Annotated in this window: 21 protein-coding genes; 13 read left to right on the top strand and 8 right to left on the bottom strand. The window is 31.0% G+C overall.

Features of this window, described 5'->3' with window-relative positions; all coding sequences use genetic code 11:
• Positions 1 to 293: 293 nt before the first annotated feature.
• From gcvT to rpmH, 3 genes are all read left to right on the top strand, one after another.
• Positions 294 to 1,412 carry a glycine cleavage system aminomethyltransferase GcvT gene (gcvT, locus tag ACE193_RS00170; protein WP_375561000.1) on the top strand — a complete coding sequence of 373 codons (1,119 nt, stop codon included), beginning with the start codon at positions 294 to 296 and terminating at the stop codon, positions 1,410 to 1,412.
• Positions 1,413 to 1,620: 208 nt separating this feature from the next.
• Positions 1,621 to 2,259, top strand: a complete 639-nt coding sequence (locus ACE193_RS00165; protein ID WP_375560999.1) for a T9SS type A sorting domain-containing protein — start codon at positions 1,621 to 1,623, stop codon at positions 2,257 to 2,259.
• Between the two features lie 284 nt (positions 2,260 to 2,543).
• Positions 2,544 to 2,699 (top strand): 50S ribosomal protein L34, encoded by a 156-nt coding sequence (gene rpmH / locus ACE193_RS00160; protein WP_375560998.1) that lies wholly within the window; start codon positions 2,544 to 2,546, stop codon positions 2,697 to 2,699.
• A gap of 292 nt (positions 2,700 to 2,991) precedes the next feature.
• Here rpmH and ACE193_RS00155 read toward each other — a convergent pair whose 3' ends face one another.
• The gene (locus tag ACE193_RS00155; RefSeq protein WP_375560997.1) at positions 2,992 to 4,494 is read right to left on the bottom strand and encodes a M28 family metallopeptidase; all 1,503 of its coding nucleotides are present in this window, start codon (positions 4,492 to 4,494) and stop codon (positions 2,992 to 2,994) included.
• A gap of 50 nt (positions 4,495 to 4,544) precedes the next feature.
• On the opposite strand from ACE193_RS00155, the gene ACE193_RS00150 reads away from it, so the two are divergent.
• Complete coding sequence (locus ACE193_RS00150; protein WP_375560996.1) at positions 4,545 to 5,075, top strand: hypothetical protein; 531 nt, start codon at positions 4,545 to 4,547, stop codon at positions 5,073 to 5,075.
• Between the two features lie 75 nt (positions 5,076 to 5,150).
• On the opposite strand, the gene ACE193_RS00145 is transcribed toward ACE193_RS00150, so the two are convergent.
• Positions 5,151 to 6,194: a hypothetical protein gene (locus tag ACE193_RS00145; RefSeq protein WP_375560995.1), complete on the bottom strand. Its 1,044-nt coding sequence runs from the start codon at positions 6,192 to 6,194 to the stop codon at positions 5,151 to 5,153.
• Between the two features lie 386 nt (positions 6,195 to 6,580).
• On the opposite strand from ACE193_RS00145, the gene ACE193_RS00140 reads away from it, so the two are divergent.
• The 3 genes from ACE193_RS00140 to ACE193_RS00130 all read left to right on the top strand — a co-directional run bounded on the left by ACE193_RS00140 (position 6,581) and on the right by ACE193_RS00130 (position 11,439).
• Entirely contained in the window at positions 6,581 to 8,170 is a 1,590-nt protein-coding gene (locus ACE193_RS00140; protein ID WP_375560994.1) for a peptide MFS transporter, read from the top strand.
• A gap of 102 nt (positions 8,171 to 8,272) precedes the next feature.
• Positions 8,273 to 8,872, top strand: a complete 600-nt coding sequence (locus ACE193_RS00135) for a hypothetical protein (protein WP_375560993.1) — start codon at positions 8,273 to 8,275, stop codon at positions 8,870 to 8,872.
• 314 nt (positions 8,873 to 9,186) lie between these two features.
• Complete coding sequence (locus ACE193_RS00130) at positions 9,187 to 11,439, top strand: TonB-dependent receptor plug domain-containing protein (RefSeq protein ID WP_375560992.1); 2,253 nt, start codon at positions 9,187 to 9,189, stop codon at positions 11,437 to 11,439.
• 77 nt (positions 11,440 to 11,516) lie between these two features.
• On the opposite strand, the gene ACE193_RS00125 is transcribed toward ACE193_RS00130, so the two are convergent.
• From ACE193_RS00125 to ACE193_RS00100, 6 genes are all read right to left on the bottom strand, one after another.
• Complete coding sequence (locus tag ACE193_RS00125) at positions 11,517 to 11,936, bottom strand: hypothetical protein (RefSeq protein WP_375560991.1); 420 nt, start codon at positions 11,934 to 11,936, stop codon at positions 11,517 to 11,519.
• Positions 11,937 to 12,095: 159 nt separating this feature from the next.
• The gene (locus ACE193_RS00120) at positions 12,096 to 12,578 is read right to left on the bottom strand and encodes a DUF2628 domain-containing protein (protein ID WP_375560990.1); all 483 of its coding nucleotides are present in this window, start codon (positions 12,576 to 12,578) and stop codon (positions 12,096 to 12,098) included.
• Positions 12,579 to 12,716: 138 nt separating this feature from the next.
• Positions 12,717 to 13,442, bottom strand: a complete 726-nt coding sequence (locus tag ACE193_RS00115) for a DNA alkylation repair protein (RefSeq protein WP_375560989.1) — start codon at positions 13,440 to 13,442, stop codon at positions 12,717 to 12,719.
• Positions 13,443 to 13,766, bottom strand: coding sequence for a DUF1801 domain-containing protein (locus ACE193_RS00110; protein ID WP_375560988.1), 324 nt, complete (start codon positions 13,764 to 13,766; stop codon positions 13,443 to 13,445). It abuts the gene before it with no gap.
• A 222-nt stretch (positions 13,767 to 13,988) separates the two neighbouring features.
• Positions 13,989 to 14,741, bottom strand: coding sequence for an SDR family oxidoreductase (locus ACE193_RS00105; protein ID WP_375560987.1), 753 nt, complete (start codon positions 14,739 to 14,741; stop codon positions 13,989 to 13,991).
• A gap of 53 nt (positions 14,742 to 14,794) precedes the next feature.
• A complete protein-coding gene (locus ACE193_RS00100) occupies positions 14,795 to 16,546 on the bottom strand; it encodes a carbamoyltransferase (RefSeq protein WP_375560986.1) in 1,752 nt (583 codons plus the stop codon).
• A 290-nt stretch (positions 16,547 to 16,836) separates the two neighbouring features.
• On the opposite strand from ACE193_RS00100, the gene gldF reads away from it, so the two are divergent.
• The 6 genes from gldF (at position 16,837) to ACE193_RS00070 (ending at position 19,885) form a co-directional block, all read left to right on the top strand.
• Entirely contained in the window at positions 16,837 to 17,565 is a 729-nt protein-coding gene (gene gldF, locus ACE193_RS00095) for a gliding motility-associated ABC transporter permease subunit GldF (RefSeq protein WP_375560985.1), read from the top strand.
• A gap of 76 nt (positions 17,566 to 17,641) precedes the next feature.
• Positions 17,642 to 18,031: a hypothetical protein gene (locus ACE193_RS00090; protein ID WP_375560984.1), complete on the top strand. Its 390-nt coding sequence runs from the start codon at positions 17,642 to 17,644 to the stop codon at positions 18,029 to 18,031.
• Between the two features lie 14 nt (positions 18,032 to 18,045).
• Positions 18,046 to 18,567 carry a hypothetical protein gene (locus ACE193_RS00085; protein ID WP_375560983.1) on the top strand — a complete coding sequence of 174 codons (522 nt, stop codon included), beginning with the start codon at positions 18,046 to 18,048 and terminating at the stop codon, positions 18,565 to 18,567.
• A 51-nt stretch (positions 18,568 to 18,618) separates the two neighbouring features.
• Positions 18,619 to 18,906, top strand: coding sequence for a hypothetical protein (locus tag ACE193_RS00080; RefSeq protein WP_375560982.1), 288 nt, complete (start codon positions 18,619 to 18,621; stop codon positions 18,904 to 18,906).
• Positions 18,907 to 18,932: 26 nt separating this feature from the next.
• Complete coding sequence (locus ACE193_RS00075; protein ID WP_375560981.1) at positions 18,933 to 19,415, top strand: cell division protein; 483 nt, start codon at positions 18,933 to 18,935, stop codon at positions 19,413 to 19,415.
• 50 nt (positions 19,416 to 19,465) lie between these two features.
• Positions 19,466 to 19,885 carry a hypothetical protein gene (locus ACE193_RS00070; RefSeq protein WP_375560980.1) on the top strand — a complete coding sequence of 140 codons (420 nt, stop codon included), beginning with the start codon at positions 19,466 to 19,468 and terminating at the stop codon, positions 19,883 to 19,885.
• Positions 19,886 to 19,893: the final 8 nt, after the last annotated feature.

Here is a 19,893-nt window from a genome sequence, read left to right as displayed (position 1 = left end):
TTTTTTATTGTTGTTATTGATAAAATTATTTTTGCAACAACAGCATTCTAAATAATAAGGCAAGATAAGGCACTGTTAGCAAAAATTCAAACCTTATTTTTAAAATCTTTTTTAATCAACTTAAATAGATTTTGATGTTTAATACAAAAAAAATAATTAAGTGAATACTAATCTAAAGATACAAAGAATCTAATTTGTTTAGTTCACATTTCTTAAAGATAGATTAGAAAAAAAATTCATACTTTTGTAGCATCAAAAAAAACATTGATTTTAATCCAATAATAAAAAATAACATGTCTGAAACTACTCCTTCAACTGATTTAAAACGTGTCGCCTTACACGATGTACATACAGCTTTGGGCGCAAAACTAATTCCTTTTGCTGGTTATGAAATGCCTGTTTGGTATGCTTCTCAAACTGCCGAACACCACGCTGTTCGTGAAAAAGTAGGTATGTTTGATGTTTCACACATGGGCGAATTTTCTGTAAAAGGCGAAGAAGCTGAGGCTTTTTTGCAGTATGTGACTTCAAATGATGTTGCTACACTTTATGATGGAAGAGTTCAGTATTCTTGTCTTCCAAATGATAAAGGTGGGATTGTAGATGATTTGTTAGTTTATAAAATGGCTGAAAATGATTATTTTTTGGTTGTCAATGCGTCTAATATTGAAAAGGATTGGAATTGGATGATGCAACACAAACCTAAAAGTGTAGAAATGACAAATATTTCTGATGAAATTAGTCTTTTTGCTGTTCAAGGAGCTGCTGCTATTGATGCGCTACAATCTCTTACAAAGGTTGATTTGAAAGAAATTCCGTATTATCATTTTGTAAAAGATACTTTTGCAGATGTTCCTAATGTAATCATTTCGAATACAGGTTATACAGGTGCAGGAGGTTTTGAGATTTATGTAAATAATGAAAATGCTGTAAAGGTTTGGAATGCAATTTTGGAAAGTGGAAAAGAACACGGAATTATTCCTGTTGGACTAGCTGCAAGAGATACACTTCGCTTAGAAATGGGTTTTTGTCTGTATGGAAATGATATAAATGATACGACTTCGCCTTTGGAAGCTGGATTGGGTTGGATAACAAAATTCAACAAAAAATTTATTAATAGTGAAGCCTTAGAACTTCAAAAGAAAGAAGGAGTTAGCAAAAAATTAATCGGTTTTGAAGTTTTGGATAAAGGAATTGCTCGTCAGCATCACCTCATTTTTGATTCTTCAACTGCTGGAAATCAAATTGGAGAAGTTACTTCAGGTACAAAATCGCCTTCACTTGGTAAATCTATTGGAATGGCATACCTCAAAAAAGACTTTACAAAAGCAGGAAGTGAAATTTTTGTGGAAGTAAGAGAAGGAAAACGAATGAAAGCAGAAGTAAAAAAATTCCCTTTTTTGCAGAAATAAAAGATTGTTTTGTAGCTAAGTAAGATAGATTTATCGAAAAACACTTTTTTCTACATACTATAATTCAAATTATAGGGTTATTGGTATAGATTCTGACTATTTTAGTTGAAGGATAGATGATTTGTTCTTTGAAAAATACTATCTTATCTTACCAAAAGAGTTGCTCAAACTAGATTCTTATCTGATTATTTTTGAAATATTAAAGGCTATGCGAAAAAAAACTATATATTACTCTCTTAATTCTATTGCACACATTATAGGCTGTTTCTTGCTTTTAATTTTTTGCTCTTTCAATACACATGCTGATAGTTATGCACAAGAAGTGAGTATTCAAGCACAAGCAACTTCGCCAAAAACTGTTATTCTGCGTTGGCAATTACAATCGGCTGCCGAAACTGTTCCTATTTCTTACTTTGAAGTAGAACGTAGTATAGATGGGCGAAATTTTACCACTATCGAAACTATTCAGAGCAACGATATAGAATATTATTCTTTTGTGGACAAAAAAGCATTTGCATCTCGTTTGCATTATCGTTTAAAGATTTTGAATACGGCTGGTAAAATTACTTATTCTGATAGTATGCCTGTTGATGTGATTCTTACATTAGCGTCTAATCAATTTGTACCTTCAAAAGTAGAAAGTTCGTATATCAAAATTCACTTACCAAGTACAGATATGCATGCGACTGTTCAGATTTATGATGCTGATGGTGTACTCTATTTTTCTGTAGAAGCTGACAAGTCGCCTTTGATTATTGATATAAATGGATGGCAAAATGGAGAATATTTTGTTCATTTTCGTTCAGCTCAACGTACAGAAGTAAATAAAATGCTTGTAGAAAGATAAATAAAGTAAGAAATCTGATTTAAAAAGTCAGAATTACATTGAAATATTCTTTTTTAGCAGAAAATCAATTATAATTTTAGATAACTCTTGTAGATACGCTACTCTTTTTGTAATTTTGCAACCTTATTGTTTTAAAACATTCATAAAACGATTTAAGAAGAATGATTTAAGCATAAAAGATAGATATTGAAATTTGTTACTATTCTGTATTGTTAATTTCAACTTCTTAATTAGCTACGCTGATTTTCAGTTCTGACTTCTTAATTTATTTAATCCATACTATTATGAAACGTACTTTTCAACCTTCACAACGCAAGCGTAAAAACAAACATGGTTTTCGCTCACGTTCAGAAACTCCAGGAGGACGCAATGTAATTCGTGCTAGACGTGCAAAAGGTCGTCATAAACTTACTGTTTCTGACGAACGTACACACAAATAAGAATTACTCTAACTAACTCTAGTGTTTCTACTACTTTGACTTTATACTTAATTTAAGATTTGATTCAAGGTATTAATTAAGGCTTTTTGGTATAGACAAATTATTTAAAAATTCTTTTAGATAATTTGCTACTTGAAAGCCTTTTTTTATGTCTTTTTTTTTGGGGTAATAACAAATAATGATTATAATACTGGTTACTATTCCTAGCCTTTATTGGTGTTTTAGCATAGCGACACCAACAAATAAATGCACAAAACCTATTCTTAAACAACAAATATTAATTATAATCTGGTTACTGGTTACTATTTATTGATAACTGACCAACAAATTCTATCAAAAGCTCATACAGATTTTGATATGCAAAAAGAGATACATTTTCAGGAGTATCATTTATATCGTGATAGGCTTGACTTCCTCCATTCAAATAAATAAAAAAACTAGGAACTCTATTTTTATGGAAAAAATAATGGTCAGAATTGGCTGCTTCTCCTCTACTTTCTATTGTTTTTAAATAATTTTGTTCGGTATTTATCTTTTTTAATAAGGCAAATTCTCTTTCATGAATAGTTGCATTGACTACTGTTGCTCCTTTTTCGCCTGTTCCTACCAAATCTAAGTTTATCAAAAACTGAATGTTTTTTAATGGAAAAAGTGGGTTTTTAGTGTAAAACATTGAACCTAAAATACCAATTTCTTCCGAACCAAAAGCCATAAAAGCTATTGAATATTCAGGAGGATTTTCAGCATAATATTTTGCTAACTCCAAAAGCATAGCCACACCAGAAGCATTATCATTTGCACCAGCAAAATAAACATCTTTGCCCATTTTGCCCAAATGGTCGTAATGAGCCGAAAAAACAATAACTTTTTCAGGGGTTACAGTTCCTTTTATATAACCGATGACATTTTGAGAAGGTTGAAGTTCCACAAGTTCTGACTTTACTTTGAATTTTAAAGTTTTAATTTTATTTGTTTTCTTTGCTAATTTTAAGTCTGCCAAATCTACCAAATCAAGAGGTTCATAAACTGGGAAAATACTATCCAAAACTTCAAAATAAGGTTTTGAATAAGCAATAGGCGAAGGAACACCAATCAATTTTTTTGTTCTGATAAAGACAGCCTTTGCTTCTTGTATTTTTTCTAAAAAAGATGGATTTTCTACTTGTATTTTTTTTGTCCATTTATCCGAATACATGATAGCACTATTTTTTAAGGAAACTTTATTAAATGCCAAAAGAGCCGAATCACTTTCAAAAAAAGCTGAATCTAAATATAAAACACCTACTTTTCCTCTTCCAGAATTAGAAAAAGAAGCAACTAAATAATTTTTTCCTCCTTGAAAAGTATAATTTTTAGATTTTAATTGTATTTTTTTTGGAAAAGTATTTACAGACTTTAGATTAAACGACTGAAAATAACTACTTTTGTACTTCAATAATCCTATTTTTTCAAATTCTTCTGCAATGTAATTTGCAGCAAGTTGTTCACCTTTATTAACATATCCTCTTCCCTGCATTTCGGAGCTACAAAGCACATTCATTGTGTTTTTTGTAGCATTTAATATGCTTGGATATGATTTTTTTGCTTGATTTTGAGATTCTTTTCGTACTTTATTTATTGAATCATTCTTTGTATTTTGATTAGAATAGTCTTGTGCAACACCTTTTTTTATACTTAGAACAGAACTAAATATAAAAAATAGTATATAAAAAACACTACTTTTAATCATATAATAAAAACGATGATAATTTATAGATTTTTTTTCAGAAGAAAAGACAAACAGCATAAGGTTCATTTTTAGTAAGATTATTTTATTTTTGATTATTTACTTATTATTTATTTACAATGCTTTCTAAATATTTCATTTTTACATTTCTTTTTTCAGGAATCACACTACTTTTTGTTTCTTGCTTGGAAAATGCCACCGAGAAAGAATATAAACACTTTTACACTATTTCACCTACTGATTCTAGTAATTTTACTATTTCTTTAGATGGAATAGAAACAATCAAAACTCCTAATTTTAATTTAGATGGAAAATGGAGATTAATTGAAAATACAGGACAAAAAACGAAATCTTTATATTTAACTTTTGAAGGTAGAAAAATATATTCTACTCTAAACTTGAACTATTCAAACCAACAAAAAAACACAAATACTCAAAAAAATAATTCGAAAGATAAATATACCGTTTTTGCAATCTATGACAAATGCCCTGATGAAAATGGCACTTATGACAAAAAAGGAACTTTTTTAGTGATTGGAAGTGGTGATGAAAAAATAACTTGTTATAAAGTTACTTCTTATGAAGCTACCAGACTCACGCTTTATGATGTAGCTAAAGGTGGTGAATTAGAATTTGAAAAAGTTGATTGATTTGCTTTTAATTCTTATTTTGCATCTGTTAGCTACACAGATTTTTAGTCTCCAATCTCTATTTTATGATTCCTATTAATAATCATCATCCAATTCATCGTCATCTATTTCATACTCCAATTCTTCATTATCTTCAAAAAGTTTGATAGCAGGCTGATAATTCGAACACATTCGCAGACAACGAGAAAGCCAGCGAACAGCTTCACGAATATAAGGCAAAGCAGCATCTTCACCTGTAAATTCGGCATCTTCCAATAGCAACAAAGCAGTATCTAAATAGGCTTTTCCGAAATCATAAAGCACCCCTGGTTGGTCTTTTACATACAAAAACATCGATTCGTAAAGAGGTTTGGCTTCTTCTATTTGTCCCCAATATCCCAATAAATTTGCTTTTGTAAGTTCGGCATACGAGGAGTCAATATCTGTTTCTATTTTATTTTTAGCTATAAAATCAGCAAAAGCACCAATTATAAAAGGTACATTTTTCCAAAAACGAGGACGTAATTCTCTTTCTGTACAGCTATCACATTGATATACTTTTTCAAAAGAAAATGCTTTCTCATCTTTTCCATAAAAATAGGCTTCAACTTTTGGCGTAACCTGCAAACGATTGTAATAATTACAAACAGGACAAATTTTGTAATCATTCAAGTCAGTATAATTTCCATATTTATTAAAAATGGAATCACAATATCTGCAAAAAATATATTTTGTCGGTCGTAGATAAGATAAATCTAAATGACTTCTACACGTAGGACACTCAGCTTTTCTAAAATTATGTAGCTCATCTTGTGCTTTTAGTTCTTCTTTTCGCTCCTCTACTTGGATTTCTGTATATCTTCTATCAATCTGACTTTTTATATCAAAGGCTTCATCTTCATCTACACGAATCATAAAACCATTGAAGTGAGGTAATAAAAACTCATCTACGGCTGTTCTTGCACCTGCTTTAATAATAAAGGAAAGTCGGTTGCGATACCGAACTACTTCTTGAATATCTTCAAAAGCAAGCATTTCTCCATCAAAATAAACTCCTTCTTGTTCTATGGAAGCTGGTTTATCAAAATAAGATGTGGGTTTGTTTTCTGTATTTAAGAATCGAAAATCAAAATCGAACATAAGTTTTTCAGTTACCAGTTATCAGTAAATAGTTACCAGTAAAAATACATTTTATTTATTTGTAAGGAAATAATTTACCACTTCCTAAGTCAATAAATAGTTACTGATAGCATGTAAAGTTAATTTTAAAAGAGCTGTTTTGTTAAGGGAATGTAAATATAACAAACTATTTGAGGATAATTTAATGACTTTGTTTAACTTGCTTAAATTATTTTCATACTGATAAAGAATGAATTACGTTTATTTCTCCCTTGATTCTCCTCTAATTTATAATTGTTTCAAAATTATTCATTATAAATTCATAAATTCGCAGTACTGAAAGACGTATTTTCAAAAATACTAAAAATAAATTATTTACTCATAAAATACAAACCAATACCAATTATATGGCAACAGAAGGAATACCAGCAAAACCAGACAAGGACGCATTCGATGGCGACTTGCAAGAAATGTTTGGACACCCAAAAGGACTTTTTTATCTATTTTTTGCAGAACTATGGGAACGATTTAGTTTCTACGGAATGCGTGCCTTACTTGTTCTTTACATGACTGATGTCTTGTTTAATGGGCTTCCAAATGGTGAAAAATTATCAATCGTGGTATATGCTGCTTATGGTTCATTAGTTTATGCAACACCTTTTATAGGTGGAATGGTCGCAGACAAGATACTTGGATATCGAAAGGCAATTATATTAGGAGGAATTCTTATGGCTATAGGACATTTTGTTTTGGCAATTGAAAATGAAGCAGCTTTTTATACTGCTCTAGCTCTAATCATTGTAGGAAATGGCTTTTTCAAACCTAATATTTCTTCTTTTGTAGGAAGTCTTTATCAAGAAGGTGATCCACGACGTGATGGTGGTTTTACTATTTTTTATATGGGCATTAATATTGGTGGAGCTATTTCACCTTTAGTATGTGGTTGGTTAGCTGTAGAGTTTGGTTATCACTGGGGATTTGGGGCAGCAGGTGTAGGTATGCTTGCAGGATTGATATTCTTTTGGGATGGAATGCGAAAAAATATTTTTGGAAATGAAGGACATCCTCCAAATGGAAAAGGTACAGTTTCGAAAATGGTAGAATCAGTTGTATATGTACTCGCTTTTATGTCTGTACCTATTTTTACATTTTTAGTTTGGGAAAATGAATATGTTTCTTGGATTTTATATAGTGCATTAGCTATTTCTATTGCTTATATAATTTATATTATGATAAGTATATCAAAAGAAGAAGCTCAACGAGTTTTTGTAGTTTCCTTACTTACCTTTTTTATTACCGTTTTTTGGTCATTCTTTGAGCAAAGTGGTAGTTCTCTTACGCTTTTTGCAAAAAATAGTGTCGATTTAGTATTGATGAATGCAGCACAAACCAACTCTATTAACGGATTTTTTATTATCTTATTTGCAATTCCATTTTCTGTGATGTGGGTGACTCTTTCCAAACGAAAAATGAATCCTTATACACCTATTAAATTTGCTTTAGGAATTGGTCAATTAGGATTAGGCTTTTTGATTTTTGCTCTTTCTATTCGTTTTGTAAATGAAAGTGCACAAGTACCAATGATATTTTTAATTTTGGGATATCTATTAATGACAACAGGAGAGTTATTTATTTCTCCAGTAGGTCTTTCTAAAGTAACCGAGCTTACACCCAAACAATTTGTGGGCTTTATGATGGGAGTTTGGTTTTTATCTTCTGCATTTGCTCACCATATTGCAGGAATTATTGCAACTCTTACAACAGGTGGAAAAGCTGAAGGAACACAAGCAGCCACAGAACCTACTTTTATTGATGGATTAGTAGAACTAATAACAGGAGTTACGGCAGACCAAGCAGCTAATTTTAGTGAAGGAATGGAAAAGCTCTATACTTATTCTACTGTATTCTCTCAAGTAGGATTTGCAGCAATTGGATTTGCTATTTTAGCTTTGATTCTTTCTCCTTGGATGATAAAATGGTCACACGGAATTAGATAATTCTCAATTTCATAAAGTAACAAACAAAAAATCCTTATTCAATCTCTATTGACTAGGGATTTTTTGATTAAAAAAAAATTCAACCCCAAATAATAAACAACAATGGAAGATAAAGCAGTAAAAATTCTAGCTATCAGCATTATTGCATCTATTTTTATAGGTGTTTTTGGAATGATTGGTTATTTAGGAATTACGACTTACAAAAGAGAAACTACCTGCAATGAATATACAAGTGGAAATACAGCAGCTATAAAAGAGAAGATTTTAGAAGGTTCTATTTCGGTAGACTATGGCTGTCCCTATCCTTTTTTGGCGTATTCTACCAAAATTGGAGATGTGGATATGGTAACGTTTTTACTAGAAAATGGCGCAGCAGTAGAGAAAAAATTTGCCTATAAAAGACCCAAACAAAGTCCTTATAAAATTACACAAACACCTCTTTTTTATGCTATTTATGCCAAATACGAACAAAAAAGAATTGATTTTCCGATGGAAATAAATGAAGATTTTATTGCTTGTTTGGAATTGCTTGTCAAAAATGGGGCAAGTTTAGATACATCTTGTGGAAGAGAATATAATGAAACTGCAAGCGATAGTTTGAAAACTGTTTACAGAAGTAAAAGCCCTGATACACAAACAGCTAGGGAAATAATAAAATTGATAGATAACAAATTATTGAATGATTTTGCTGCAAAATATTAAAGCAAAAAAAAAATATGTGGTTAGGATTTCAGAAAAAATAATCACTAACTAACTTGAACTCGGTATTATAATTTATGGATTTATCAGTCTATGCTTCTTTATTAGCTGATTTGCGAACTATCTTGTCTGTCAGTACAGACAAGATAGCCCAACATAGCTGTCTGACACTCTGAAGTGTCTGACAGGTATAGTACCAAGCTCATGTTAACTAGTTTTTTAGATATTTTTAGGAAAAACTTTTTTTTAATTTAAAAATTAACTAACTTAACTAATTAAAATAAAAAGTCAAATTCCCCTTACATTATACTACTTTTATGAAAAATAATTTACTATTTATACTTTTACTAAATTTAGTTTGCTTTCCCTCTTTTGCTCAAATAGATTCTCTTCAAAATGAATTATATAAGTTTTCTTTAGATGAACTTACCGAAGTTGAAGAAGCCCAAACAGCTATTAATGTTGCTTCTAATGTAAGTACAGATGAAAATAAACAACCTGCTGCTGTTACTACCATTACTCGTGAACAACTTCAACTTAGTTCGGCTCGTACCTTGGCAGAAGCTCTGACTCTTTTTGTTCCAGGGTTCTTTCTTGTTGAAGACCAAGATGATATGATTATGGGTTTTCGTGGGCTTGCACCTGATAACAATTCAAAGGTAATGCTTTTGATAAACGGACATAATGTAAATACCGAGTTTTTTTGGGGACCTGCTGATGCAATTCTGAATAATACAAACTATGATTATATAGAAAGGGTAGAAGTTATTCGTGGTGCAGGTTCAGTTACACTTGGGCAGGGTGCGCTTTTGGGAGTAATAAATATCGTAACAAAACAAGGTGAATTTGGCAAAAATGAAGGCTTTGCTAAAGCAAATATGACGGCTGGCTTTGGATTAAATGGTGCTTTGAATGGAAGTTTTGATGCTCAACTTCGTTCTGGAGATTTGAAAAGTTATTTTTATATTTCTACAAGTCGTTATGATGGACAAAAACTAAGAGATGCTGGATGGGTTGCTCAACAGGGAAATCAAGGTTTTGCAGGAGGACAAGTAAAAGACATTGGGTTACGTTTGAGAAAATCAGAAAGTGTTTTGATGACTGGAAATATTGAATATAAAAATTTTAGAATTGAAGCTACTTATACCGACCAAATACGAGATTTATATAATTTTTATAGAGATAGAAATGTATTTAATCAAACACTGACTAGCATTACAGGTTCGTATAATTTTAATTTGAGCCAGCACGCACATTTGAAGGCAGAAGTAAGTTATGCTCAAGATAATTTTGCACTTTTTTCTGTTATCGGAACAGCCATGGGAGGAACTCGGGAAGACCGTTTGGGAGGAAAACTACTTTTGAATCTCAATGAATTAATACCAAATAATAATCTAGCAATAGGTCTTGAAGCACGAGTTTTTCAGATGGGAAAAACCAACAATCAAAATAATAATTTTATAGCCAATGTTATTGGTGCTTTTGACCCAACCACAGCAAATCAAGTTCTGACAATGGGTTTTAGAAAAGATATTCAAGTTTTTAGTCTTTTTGCAGAAGATTATTATGCTTTTTCTGATAAACTAGAAATTTTTGGAGCATTTCGTTATGATAATCATCCTTTTTGGGGAAATAATATTTCGCCTCGTGTGGGTGCTATTTATTCTCCTACCGAAAAATTTATTACTCGTATTTCTTATCAAACAGGTTTTAGAGGTGCAGTAGGTTTGCATTATACAGGTGGTTATAACGGTGATGGATTTTTGCGTGCTGATAATTATGGTCGTGTAAATGGTGCAGATATTCCAGTTTTTGATGATAATGGAAATCCAACAGATATTACAGAAACAAATATTCCAACTGTTTTGCCTGAAAGAATAAACGGAATTGAGGGTTCATTTACTTATTTACCTTCTAAAAAACTAAAGTTTAATGCTGTTGCTTTTTATAACCGTATCACAAATGTAATTGATGTGGGTGTAATTTATCGCAACCCTGATAATATCGTTTTAGATGAAATTGGAACAGATAAAGCAGGAGACTGGAATGGGTTTTGGTATTTCAAAAATACGCCTGGAAGTTTTAATCAAGTTGGTTTAGAATCTTCAATGACTTACTCGCATGATATTTTCAGTTTGATTGTATCACACTCTTTTGTAAAAGTATTAGGAGCAACAGATGAACAAAAAGAAATTGCACAAGGAGGAAATAGTATGTATTTGGCTGATGATGGTAATGAAACCCTACACTTTAAAGCCTATCCAGAAAGTATTTTCAGAACTAATTTTATTGTACGACCTATCCCAAAAGTTTCTGTGGGAATGAATGCACTTTATTATGGAGGTTGGTACTCACCTATCGGAACAGTTGTTGATGGAGGACTTATCCTAAATCTGTCTTCTCAATGGAACATAACTAAAACGCTGCAATGGGGAGTTTCTATAAAGAATTTGCTCAATGAAAAAAGTCTTTCTCCAATGAATAGTAATGCAGGAGGAGAAGATATTTCATCAGGAACACCAGCTTGGGAAACAACGACAGGATGGACTACAATTCGATTGAATTTTTAGAGGTTTTTTATTTTCAAATGTCTGTGTCAAAACGTTACGCCCATTTTTGCTAAGCCAATGTTGGTGGCAGGTTTTTGTTATTCTTCAACAAATGCAGCAATATTGAAAAGAGTTTCGAACGTTTCTGCACTTTTTATTTGCTGATTATAATCGTTCTTGGTCATTAATTTATTATAGGTAATATGAAAATTCTCTGCACTTCTAGAAAGAATTTTTGTCTTCACTTCTTCAAGAGTCATTGTCCTTCCTGTTAATTCTAAATTAAATTCTACAACAAGTGTAGGAGGAATAATAAATGATAACAAAGTTCCTTTCTTTCGTAAGATCTTGTTGCCAGTCACTTTTAATACTTTTCCGTTACAATCGATAAGGACACGTTTGTGTTGTTTTTCAAAGTCTTTTTCTTTGATGTAGTGAATCCCATCCCATTTAAACTCAATGTCCAGAACTTTTTCACTATCAAAAATCCAATCTGTTAGTTCTAATACTGGAAACACAATTTCACTATTTACAGTCATTTTCCTTAAACTTGCTGCTAACGGTATGGCTTAGCGAATATAGGATTTCTAAGCTCATCCTTTCGTAAACCTACAAAATTTATTTGATGTTCAAATGTCTGTGTCAAAAGTTTACGCCTATTTTTGTTTAGGCGGTTTTTATGTGATAAAGTTGTTGTAAAGGAAAAATAAAACTATTATAATTACCAATATGATAAAAACTAAGTAACTAACACCTCCTTTACGTTTGACTATCTCATATATTTGTTCGGTGTCATTATATTTTTTTTGAGTATTTTCAATTATTCTCTCTGCGTGTTTTATGTATAAATAATTTCCTGTAAAACCTGTGATTGTAGCTATTAAAATTGTCATAAAAATATTAACATTGTTAATAGTAGTCTCATCCATATCAGGAAAAAGTAACACTTCCAAAAATCCTTCTATACCTAAAATAAGCAAAATCACAAGTGCTTGTACATACATTTTTCTGTATGTAAACCAAAAAAGTCCAAACAAAAACGCAAAGGCGTTAAAAGTAAACTTTTGCCCTTTTTGATAACTTATTAATTTATCAATATAATATTCTTTGCTTTTATGAAAAAACAATTCAAATAATGTGTTATCACTAGACTTGTTCATAATTTCCTGTAAATGATTTTTACTAAAATGGCAGCTAACGTTTAGTATATGAAAAGTAGGCGATTTCAAAGCACCAAACTTTCCGTTAAATACAAAGTTTGATACGAGCCAAAAACCTTGATTTTATTACTGTTTCGCCTATTTTTTATATACATTGTTAGCCACTGGATTTCTATATTCGGTTCTTGGATAATCTGACATTCTCAAATTATCTTTTTGTAATTCGGTCAAGGCATTATTTGCAATCCATTTTGCAGATTTGCTCTCAAATTCCAATATTTCGTTGGCAGTTTCAATTGCTCTTTTATTAAGGTCAATGTTTCGTTTTCCAATGTTCCGCAATGCCCAGTTCACAGCTTTTTTGACATACATCCTATTATCATTGGCTTCTCGTTTGATAATTGGAAAAAACTGTTCAAATAGTTCGTTTTTTGAAGTTTTATCTGCCATACAATATGAAGCCATAATTGCAAATCCTGCTCTTTTTTCAAATTCGGGTTTTCTTTCAGTCCATTCCAATATTTTGGCAAGTGCAAATTTGCTTTTTGAAAAAAGTCCCATACTGAAACTGTCACAAATTTCCCAATTCTCGAATGTCTTAACCCATTTTTCCATTAATGGTTCGGTAACATCTTTTGGTTTGAACATTTTGCTACACAAAAGCCGACCTTCATAAATTCCGCTTTCAAAAAGTCGCAATGCAAGTTCATTGTCTTGTCCAATCTCTTTGGCTATAATTTTCAACTCCTTATGGTAAATTCCTAAAGAATTTTTTGATATTATTCCAAACTTCTTTTCTTTGAAAACAACCTTTTCAGCATCTTTTAGGTCATAAAGATATTCTATGATTTCGTTATAAGTCAATTATTTTTTTGAGTTTATTTCGATAGCTTGTTTTATGTAATATTCCACCGCTTTTTTATTCAATTCTTTTTGTGGCAGAACTCTAATCGCTTTTCCTTTGCCTGTTAGAAGTCCTAAATTGTCTTCCATTTTCGCACCTTTTAGAAATCCGAAATCGATTCCATAAGGCATTGTTCGCATATGGCAAATTCCGCCTTTTTCATTCGAATAAGTCGTAATTCGTTCTTTTTTTGTTTCAACTATTCCGTCAAAGGATAACAAAAATTCCCTTGCTTCAAGAAATAGTTCTTTATGTTCAGATTCCAAGTCTTTGTCGTATTGCATAATGTTCTTTTATCTTGTGGCTAACTTATTTATAAATGCAACTGCATTCAATTATTTTAAATAGTTTCGTTTATATTTGCTTTATTTGAAGTGAGTTCTCCTAATCCTTGCATTTTGAGTTATGAAAGATTTTTTTTCTCAAAAAAGCAAAATATATCTTATGTATCCAAACTGAAATAATATCTTTTTTATAAAAAAAATTTTAGTTTATTGTATGTATTTCTAAATATCCCCAAGTTGTGGACGCATCACAATTTCCTCTACAACTGTCTGATTAGAAAGCGAATAGACAGAAAAAACACTTTCAGCAATATCACTAGAAGGCATAAAACGCTCTTCTGGCAAACCTGCACCTTCCCAACTTGACGTATAAGTAGGACCAGGCATAACAGAAGTAACTTTTACATTATGTTCTTTGAGTTCTTCACGCAATACTTTTGTCATGCCATGAAGCGCAAACTTAGAAATACAATAACTTCCTCCATTTGGATAAGCTGTAATACTTGCCGTTGAGCAAATATTAAATAAATGTCCATCTTTTCTTTCCACTAAAATAGGAACTAACATTCTCGTCAGATGATAGGCACTAAATAGATTTGTATGGATTTGCATTTCAAAATTACCCTCTTCTTCTTCTAAGATTTTGCCTGGAACAAAAACACCTGTGTTATTTACCATGACTTCAAAACCTTTTTTCTTTGTATTTTCTTTTTTGGCTTCTTTTTCATTAAGCAAAATGATTTTCTTCGCATATTCTCCAAAAGAAACTATGTCTTCTTTTTTTGACAAATCTGCCTGTCTGTAATACAAAATGACAGGATTTTCTTTGGTAGAATATTTTGATTCTAATTCTTCTTTGAGTTTGAAAAGTTCTTCATTATTTCTAGAACATGTAATGGCATCGTGTCCATTTTGCATAAATTTTTCTAAAATTGCCTTTCCTATTCCTTTTGTTCCTCCAGTTACGAGTATCATAGTTTTTTATTTTTAACTGGTTCAAGCGTCGACGCTTGAACCAGATTCATAATTTATTTTCTTCTTACCACAATATTCCCTAAAACAAGAATATCCATTTTGGTACGTAAAAAACAATCTAATGCTTCTTGTGGTGTATTTACAATCGGTTCATTTTCATTAAAAGAAGTATTCAGCAGAACAGGAACACCTGTTTTTTGTCTAAATGTATCAATAAGTTTGTGATAACGTGGATTCGTACTTGCACTTACTGTCTGTAAACGCCCTGTTCCATCGACATGAGTAACGGCAGGAATGACTTCATGTTTTTCTTTTTTGATAGGATAAACTTTTTCCATAAACGGAACTTTATCAGCTCCTTCAAAATATTCTTCTACATACTCTTCCAAAATAGAAGGTGCAAAAGGACGGAAACTTTCTCTACGCTTTATTTTTTCGTTTAATAATTCCTTAGCATCTGTACGACGTGGATCAACTAAAATCGAACGATTTCCTAATGCTCTAGGACCAAATTCGGCACTTCCTTGAAACCAACCAATTACACCAGCATCAAGAATCGCATCTGTAACCGTTTTGTATAATTCTTCATCACTCAAAACAGAATATTCAATTTCTTTTGCAGCTTCTTTTGTTGCTTTTTCAGATTTAAGAATTGTTTCTATTTCTGTATCTGAATAATTACTTCCTGTGTAAGCGTGCCAAATGGGTTCTATTCTAGATTTTTTGAGTTCTTGATTGTAGAAATATAAAGCCGAACCTAAAGCTGTTCCTGCGTCGTGTCCTGCACTTGGTACATAAACATTTTTGAACGGTGTATTTTCTAAAATCTTTCCATTTGCCACCGAGTTTTGAGCAACTCCACCAGCTACACACAAATTATCTAAACCTGTTTTTTTGTGTAAATGATTTAGGATATGAAAAATTACTTTTTCAGTCATTCGCTGTACAGAAGTTGCTAAATTGATATGGTCTTGAGTTAGTTCTTCCTCTTTTGTGCGAAGTTTTCCAAATTTTTCTATCATTTTATCAGAAAAAATAGACTCAATACTTGGATATCCACCTTCCCACGCCATCGTAACACCTTCTTTTGCATGTTTAAAATAAGCTGTATTTAACTCAAAAAGTCCGTTTGGTAATAAATGAACAACATCTTCTAATTCCTTTAAATAAGTTGGTTCTCCATAAGGAGCAAGTCCCATTACTTTATACTCATCGCCATATTTATCAAAACCAAGATATTGAGTAAAAGAAGTATAAAAAATTCCCATTGAATGAGGGTAAATAACAGTATCCAAAACACTGATTTGATTTCCTTTTCCTGTACCTGTCATGGTAGAAGTAAAATCACCAAAACCATCAATCGAAAGTAATGCAGCCTCTTCAAACGGTGAAACAAAAAAAGCACTTGCCAAATGACTACGGTGATGTTCTACATTCTTTACTTCAGCTTTTATCTTTGAAATAGAAATATTAAGTGCATTTGATAATTCCTCTTTTACATTTGATACTTTTCTTGAATTTGTAAAACGACTAACTAACGTATTCAAACTCACTCCTTTTTTTATTGTATGAAGGATTTTCTTTTGTAAATTGGCAGAAGGGTCACGAGAAATAGTAATATAATCTACTTCTTCAATAGAAATACCAGCTTCTTCCAAACAGAATTTAATAGCTTCAGTAGGAAAACCTGCCCAATGTTTGATACGTCTGATACGTTCTTCTTCAGTAGCAGCAATTAATTTTCCGTCTTTGAGAATACAGGCAGAAGAATCGCCATGATACGCATTAAGTCCTAAAATATACATGTATGATAAATGAATGTGAGAATTATAAATTAATCTGTTCCTAAAATGAAGTTGCAAAGATAGTACATATAAAAAACTATTCTTAAAAAAATGGGAAATTTAGTTTCTAATCAATTTCTTTACAGATTTGATAATGTAGTTTTGTTACCTTTGTATTCAAGTAGTTGATACTTTTCAAGTGTTAGAGATATAAAACATATATTATTTTCTGACAGTTAGAACGGCTTTAGCTATCAACAAAGTTAAACTATCCACTATATTTGAGATAAAAAATCTAGAAAAATCCATTTATGTTTAATTTATTTTTAAAAGAAATACGCTCTTTTTTTAGTTCTTTGATTGGTTACATTGTTCTTATCATTTTTTTGGTAGCGATGGGACTTTTTGTATGGGTTTTTCCTCAGACAAGTATTTTAGAATATGGTTTTGCCGATTTGTATCCACTTTTTTCAGTTGCGCCTTACATATTTTTATTTTTGATTCCTGCTATTACGATGCGCTGTTTTGCAGAAGAAAAACGAGCTGGAACGATGGAATTGCTCTTTACTCGTCCTATTTCAGATTGGGAAATTATCTTAGGAAAGTATTTTGCGTGTTGGGTGTTGGTTTTATTTGCCCTTCTTCCAACACTGATTTATTATTATAGTGTCTATCAACTCGGAAATCCTGTTGGTAATTTGGATAGTGCAGCCTTTGCAGGTTCTTTTATCGGACTTATTTTATTAGGTGCAGTTTTTACGGCGATTGGTATTTTTGCATCTTCGCTTACCGAAAATCAAATTGTAGCCTTTATCATTGCTGTTTTTCTTTGTTTCTTTTTATATGAAGGTTTTACTTCACTTTCTAGTCTAAATGTTTGGTCTGATACAGCATATTTTATTAGTCAGTTGGGTATAGATTTTCATTATCAATCACTTAGCAAAGGATTGATAGATTCTCGTAACTTGTTATATTTCTTTTCGTTGATTATCTTAATGTTGGGTTCTACACAAGTGGTTTTGAGTAGCCGTAAATGGTAGAAAATAAAGTTAGAAGTATGAGGTTAGAAGTAAAATCAAAAAAGACCTAGTAATTTCCCAAAAACAGAAATAAATTATGAGTTACGAAATTATTTTAATAAGTGATGAGAAGAAAATAGATTTCTGTAAATTTTCTCCTCAATTAAAATTGGATGAGGAACAAAATTTTTATCTTTCAACTAAAAATAATTTTTTGAATGTTTTTGCTGCTGATGATAAAATAGAAGAATTTTATTCAAAAGAAGAATTGATTGCTGTGAAAAGTATTTTAGATAAAATGCATTATTATCTAGTGGATAGTAACTCATTTGAATTAGTAAAAGAATTTCTTAAAAGTATCCCTAAAAACGTAAACTTTATTATAGACAATGACCATGGAGGCTTAATGAGAAGGGAAAGAGTATTAAAATTAAAAAGTTTTCATGAGTTTATAGCGATAGAAGAAAATGAAATATCGTCCAACTAAATTAACCTAACATTATGAAATTCCTATTTATTTTATTGCTTCCTTTTTTAATTTCTATTAATTCTATTTCAAATAAAATTGAAAAAATTGATAGAATAAAATGCTGTGATCTTTATCCTAAAGTAGAGAAAGAGTATTTGGTAGAAGATTATAAACTTCTCAAATCCATGAAGGTAGATATGGCTATGGGACATAGAGATAGAAATAAAGTTGAATATACTCTAGTCGCTGATAAAGAAGATGAGATAAAATATATTACTCAAGAGAAATACAATAACATAGATAATTTGGATATAATTTTATTAAATGCAAGACGAATACCAGTAAATTGTGAGAAAAAAAACATAGATAGCAAACGAATAGAAATGAAAGTAACAATTCCCCAAAAAGGTATTTATTATTTGTCATTTGTACGCAAAGATACTTCAAATAGAGAACCCATTTGTGCAGCAGCTCTTATGTTTAAAAAGCAAAAACACAATACACCAAACGAAAAAGAACTACAACAGAAAATACAAAATTCTTATAAAAAATAATATTCATTTCAGACTTCTAACTTCGAAATTCTTACTTCTTACTTTATTTTTATGCTCCGTTTTATCGATTACGTATTTTTCCTTACTACTTACAAGGAAGCAGGTTCTATCAACCGAGTTGAAGATGTTAGTTATGTAATTCAAGGGTATCTAATGGCAATGCAAGATGAAAAATTGAATGAATTTATGTTTGATTTTAGTTCTTTTATGTGTAGCAAATTAGGTATTGGAGATAGAATAGAATGGAGTAAAGTCATTCGTTTTAATGCACATTCTGATATTCATTCTTTAGAACTTTTCGAAACTTTCTTTAGAGATTATGTGGATAGTATTAGTTAGAAGGTTAAAAATTTCATCAAAAAATAATGCCTACCATAGAAATAACTACGTTCATTCAAAACAGTCAAGAAGTTGCTTTTGACTTATCAAGAAGTATAGATTTACACAAAATTTCTACACAAAAAACTAATGAAGAAGCCATTGCAGGAAAAACAAAAGGATTAATAGAACTTAATGAATGGGTAACTTGGAGAGCAAAACATTTTGGAGTTTATCAGAAATTAACGTCAAAAATTACTACTTTTGACAGACCTCATTCTTTTACAGATGAAATGACAAAAGGTATTTTCAGTTTTTTCAAACATCAACATATTTTCAAAAAAACAAAAAATGGAGTTGAAATGATAGATATTTTTGATTATAAATCACCTTTTGGTATTTTTGGAAAATTAGCTGATAGTATATTTTTAGAAAAATATATGACAAATTTATTGAAAGACAGAAATCAAATCATAAAAGAGTTTGCAGAATCTGATAAATGGAGATTGATTATAGAAGAAAAAATATAGCTATTTTTAAATTGAAGTTGTTTCAGTAAAAACTAAAGTAACTATCTAAAATGGAAAATGAAAACCTACCTTATGCAAATTTTGATTATTCAGAATTGCCTCTCATACAGGGAGAACTTACTGGAGCAGAAGCTACTGATGAGAATTTTTTAGCTTATTTGGAAGAAATAAATTCTATTTATTTGAAAGCAGAACGTTATATTTCTATTTTGGATATGACAAAAGCGACCTACCTATCTGCAAAATACAGAATTTTACAAGGACAATATTTAGACAAAAATAAGGAACGCATCGAAAAACAAGCGATTGCTGTTGTGATAATAGCTCCTTCTTTTTTACATAGAACACTACTAAAAGGTGTTTTTTTTATAAAACCATATCCAAGCCCTGTTTTTATTGTGAGTAATAAAGAAGAAGCACGAGAAAAAGCAAATGAACTTTTGGAAGAAGAGAAAAACCACACAAGTTAAATATCTAA

This window comes from Bernardetia aquimarina (assembly GCF_042180575.1).
Taxonomy (GTDB): domain Bacteria; phylum Bacteroidota; class Bacteroidia; order Cytophagales; family Bernardetiaceae; genus Bernardetia.
The sequence above is the reverse complement of the archived record's forward strand: the minus strand, read 5'-3'. Positions and strand labels throughout refer to the sequence as shown.

Coding starts and splice junctions, on each gene's coding strand:
- ACE193_RS00075 (WP_375560981.1), top strand. CDS start 18,933: ATGCCTACCATAGAAATAACTACGTTCATTCAAAACAGTCAAGAAGTT.
- ACE193_RS00085 (WP_375560983.1), top strand. CDS start 18,046: ATGAAATTCCTATTTATTTTATTGCTTCCTTTTTTAATTTCTATTAAT.
- ACE193_RS00130 (WP_375560992.1), top strand. CDS start 9,187: ATGAAAAATAATTTACTATTTATACTTTTACTAAATTTAGTTTGCTTT.
- ACE193_RS00105 (WP_375560987.1), bottom strand. CDS start 14,741: ATGATACTCGTAACTGGAGGAACAAAAGGAATAGGAAAGGCAATTTTA.
- ACE193_RS00150 (WP_375560996.1), top strand. CDS start 4,545: ATGCTTTCTAAATATTTCATTTTTACATTTCTTTTTTCAGGAATCACA.
- ACE193_RS00120 (WP_375560990.1), bottom strand. CDS start 12,578: ATGAACAAGTCTAGTGATAACACATTATTTGAATTGTTTTTTCATAAA.
- gcvT (WP_375561000.1), top strand. CDS start 294: ATGTCTGAAACTACTCCTTCAACTGATTTAAAACGTGTCGCCTTACAC.
- ACE193_RS00165 (WP_375560999.1), top strand. CDS start 1,621: ATGCGAAAAAAAACTATATATTACTCTCTTAATTCTATTGCACACATT.
- ACE193_RS00145 (WP_375560995.1), bottom strand. CDS start 6,194: ATGTTCGATTTTGATTTTCGATTCTTAAATACAGAAAACAAACCCACA.
- ACE193_RS00080 (WP_375560982.1), top strand. CDS start 18,619: ATGCTCCGTTTTATCGATTACGTATTTTTCCTTACTACTTACAAGGAA.
- gldF (WP_375560985.1), top strand. CDS start 16,837: ATGTTTAATTTATTTTTAAAAGAAATACGCTCTTTTTTTAGTTCTTTG.
- ACE193_RS00110 (WP_375560988.1), bottom strand. CDS start 13,766: ATGCAATACGACAAAGACTTGGAATCTGAACATAAAGAACTATTTCTT.
- ACE193_RS00070 (WP_375560980.1), top strand. CDS start 19,466: ATGGAAAATGAAAACCTACCTTATGCAAATTTTGATTATTCAGAATTG.
- ACE193_RS00140 (WP_375560994.1), top strand. CDS start 6,581: ATGGCAACAGAAGGAATACCAGCAAAACCAGACAAGGACGCATTCGAT.
- ACE193_RS00100 (WP_375560986.1), bottom strand. CDS start 16,546: ATGTATATTTTAGGACTTAATGCGTATCATGGCGATTCTTCTGCCTGT.
- rpmH (WP_375560998.1), top strand. CDS start 2,544: ATGAAACGTACTTTTCAACCTTCACAACGCAAGCGTAAAAACAAACAT.
- ACE193_RS00155 (WP_375560997.1), bottom strand. CDS start 4,494: ATGAACCTTATGCTGTTTGTCTTTTCTTCTGAAAAAAAATCTATAAAT.
- ACE193_RS00090 (WP_375560984.1), top strand. CDS start 17,642: ATGAGTTACGAAATTATTTTAATAAGTGATGAGAAGAAAATAGATTTC.
- ACE193_RS00135 (WP_375560993.1), top strand. CDS start 8,273: ATGGAAGATAAAGCAGTAAAAATTCTAGCTATCAGCATTATTGCATCT.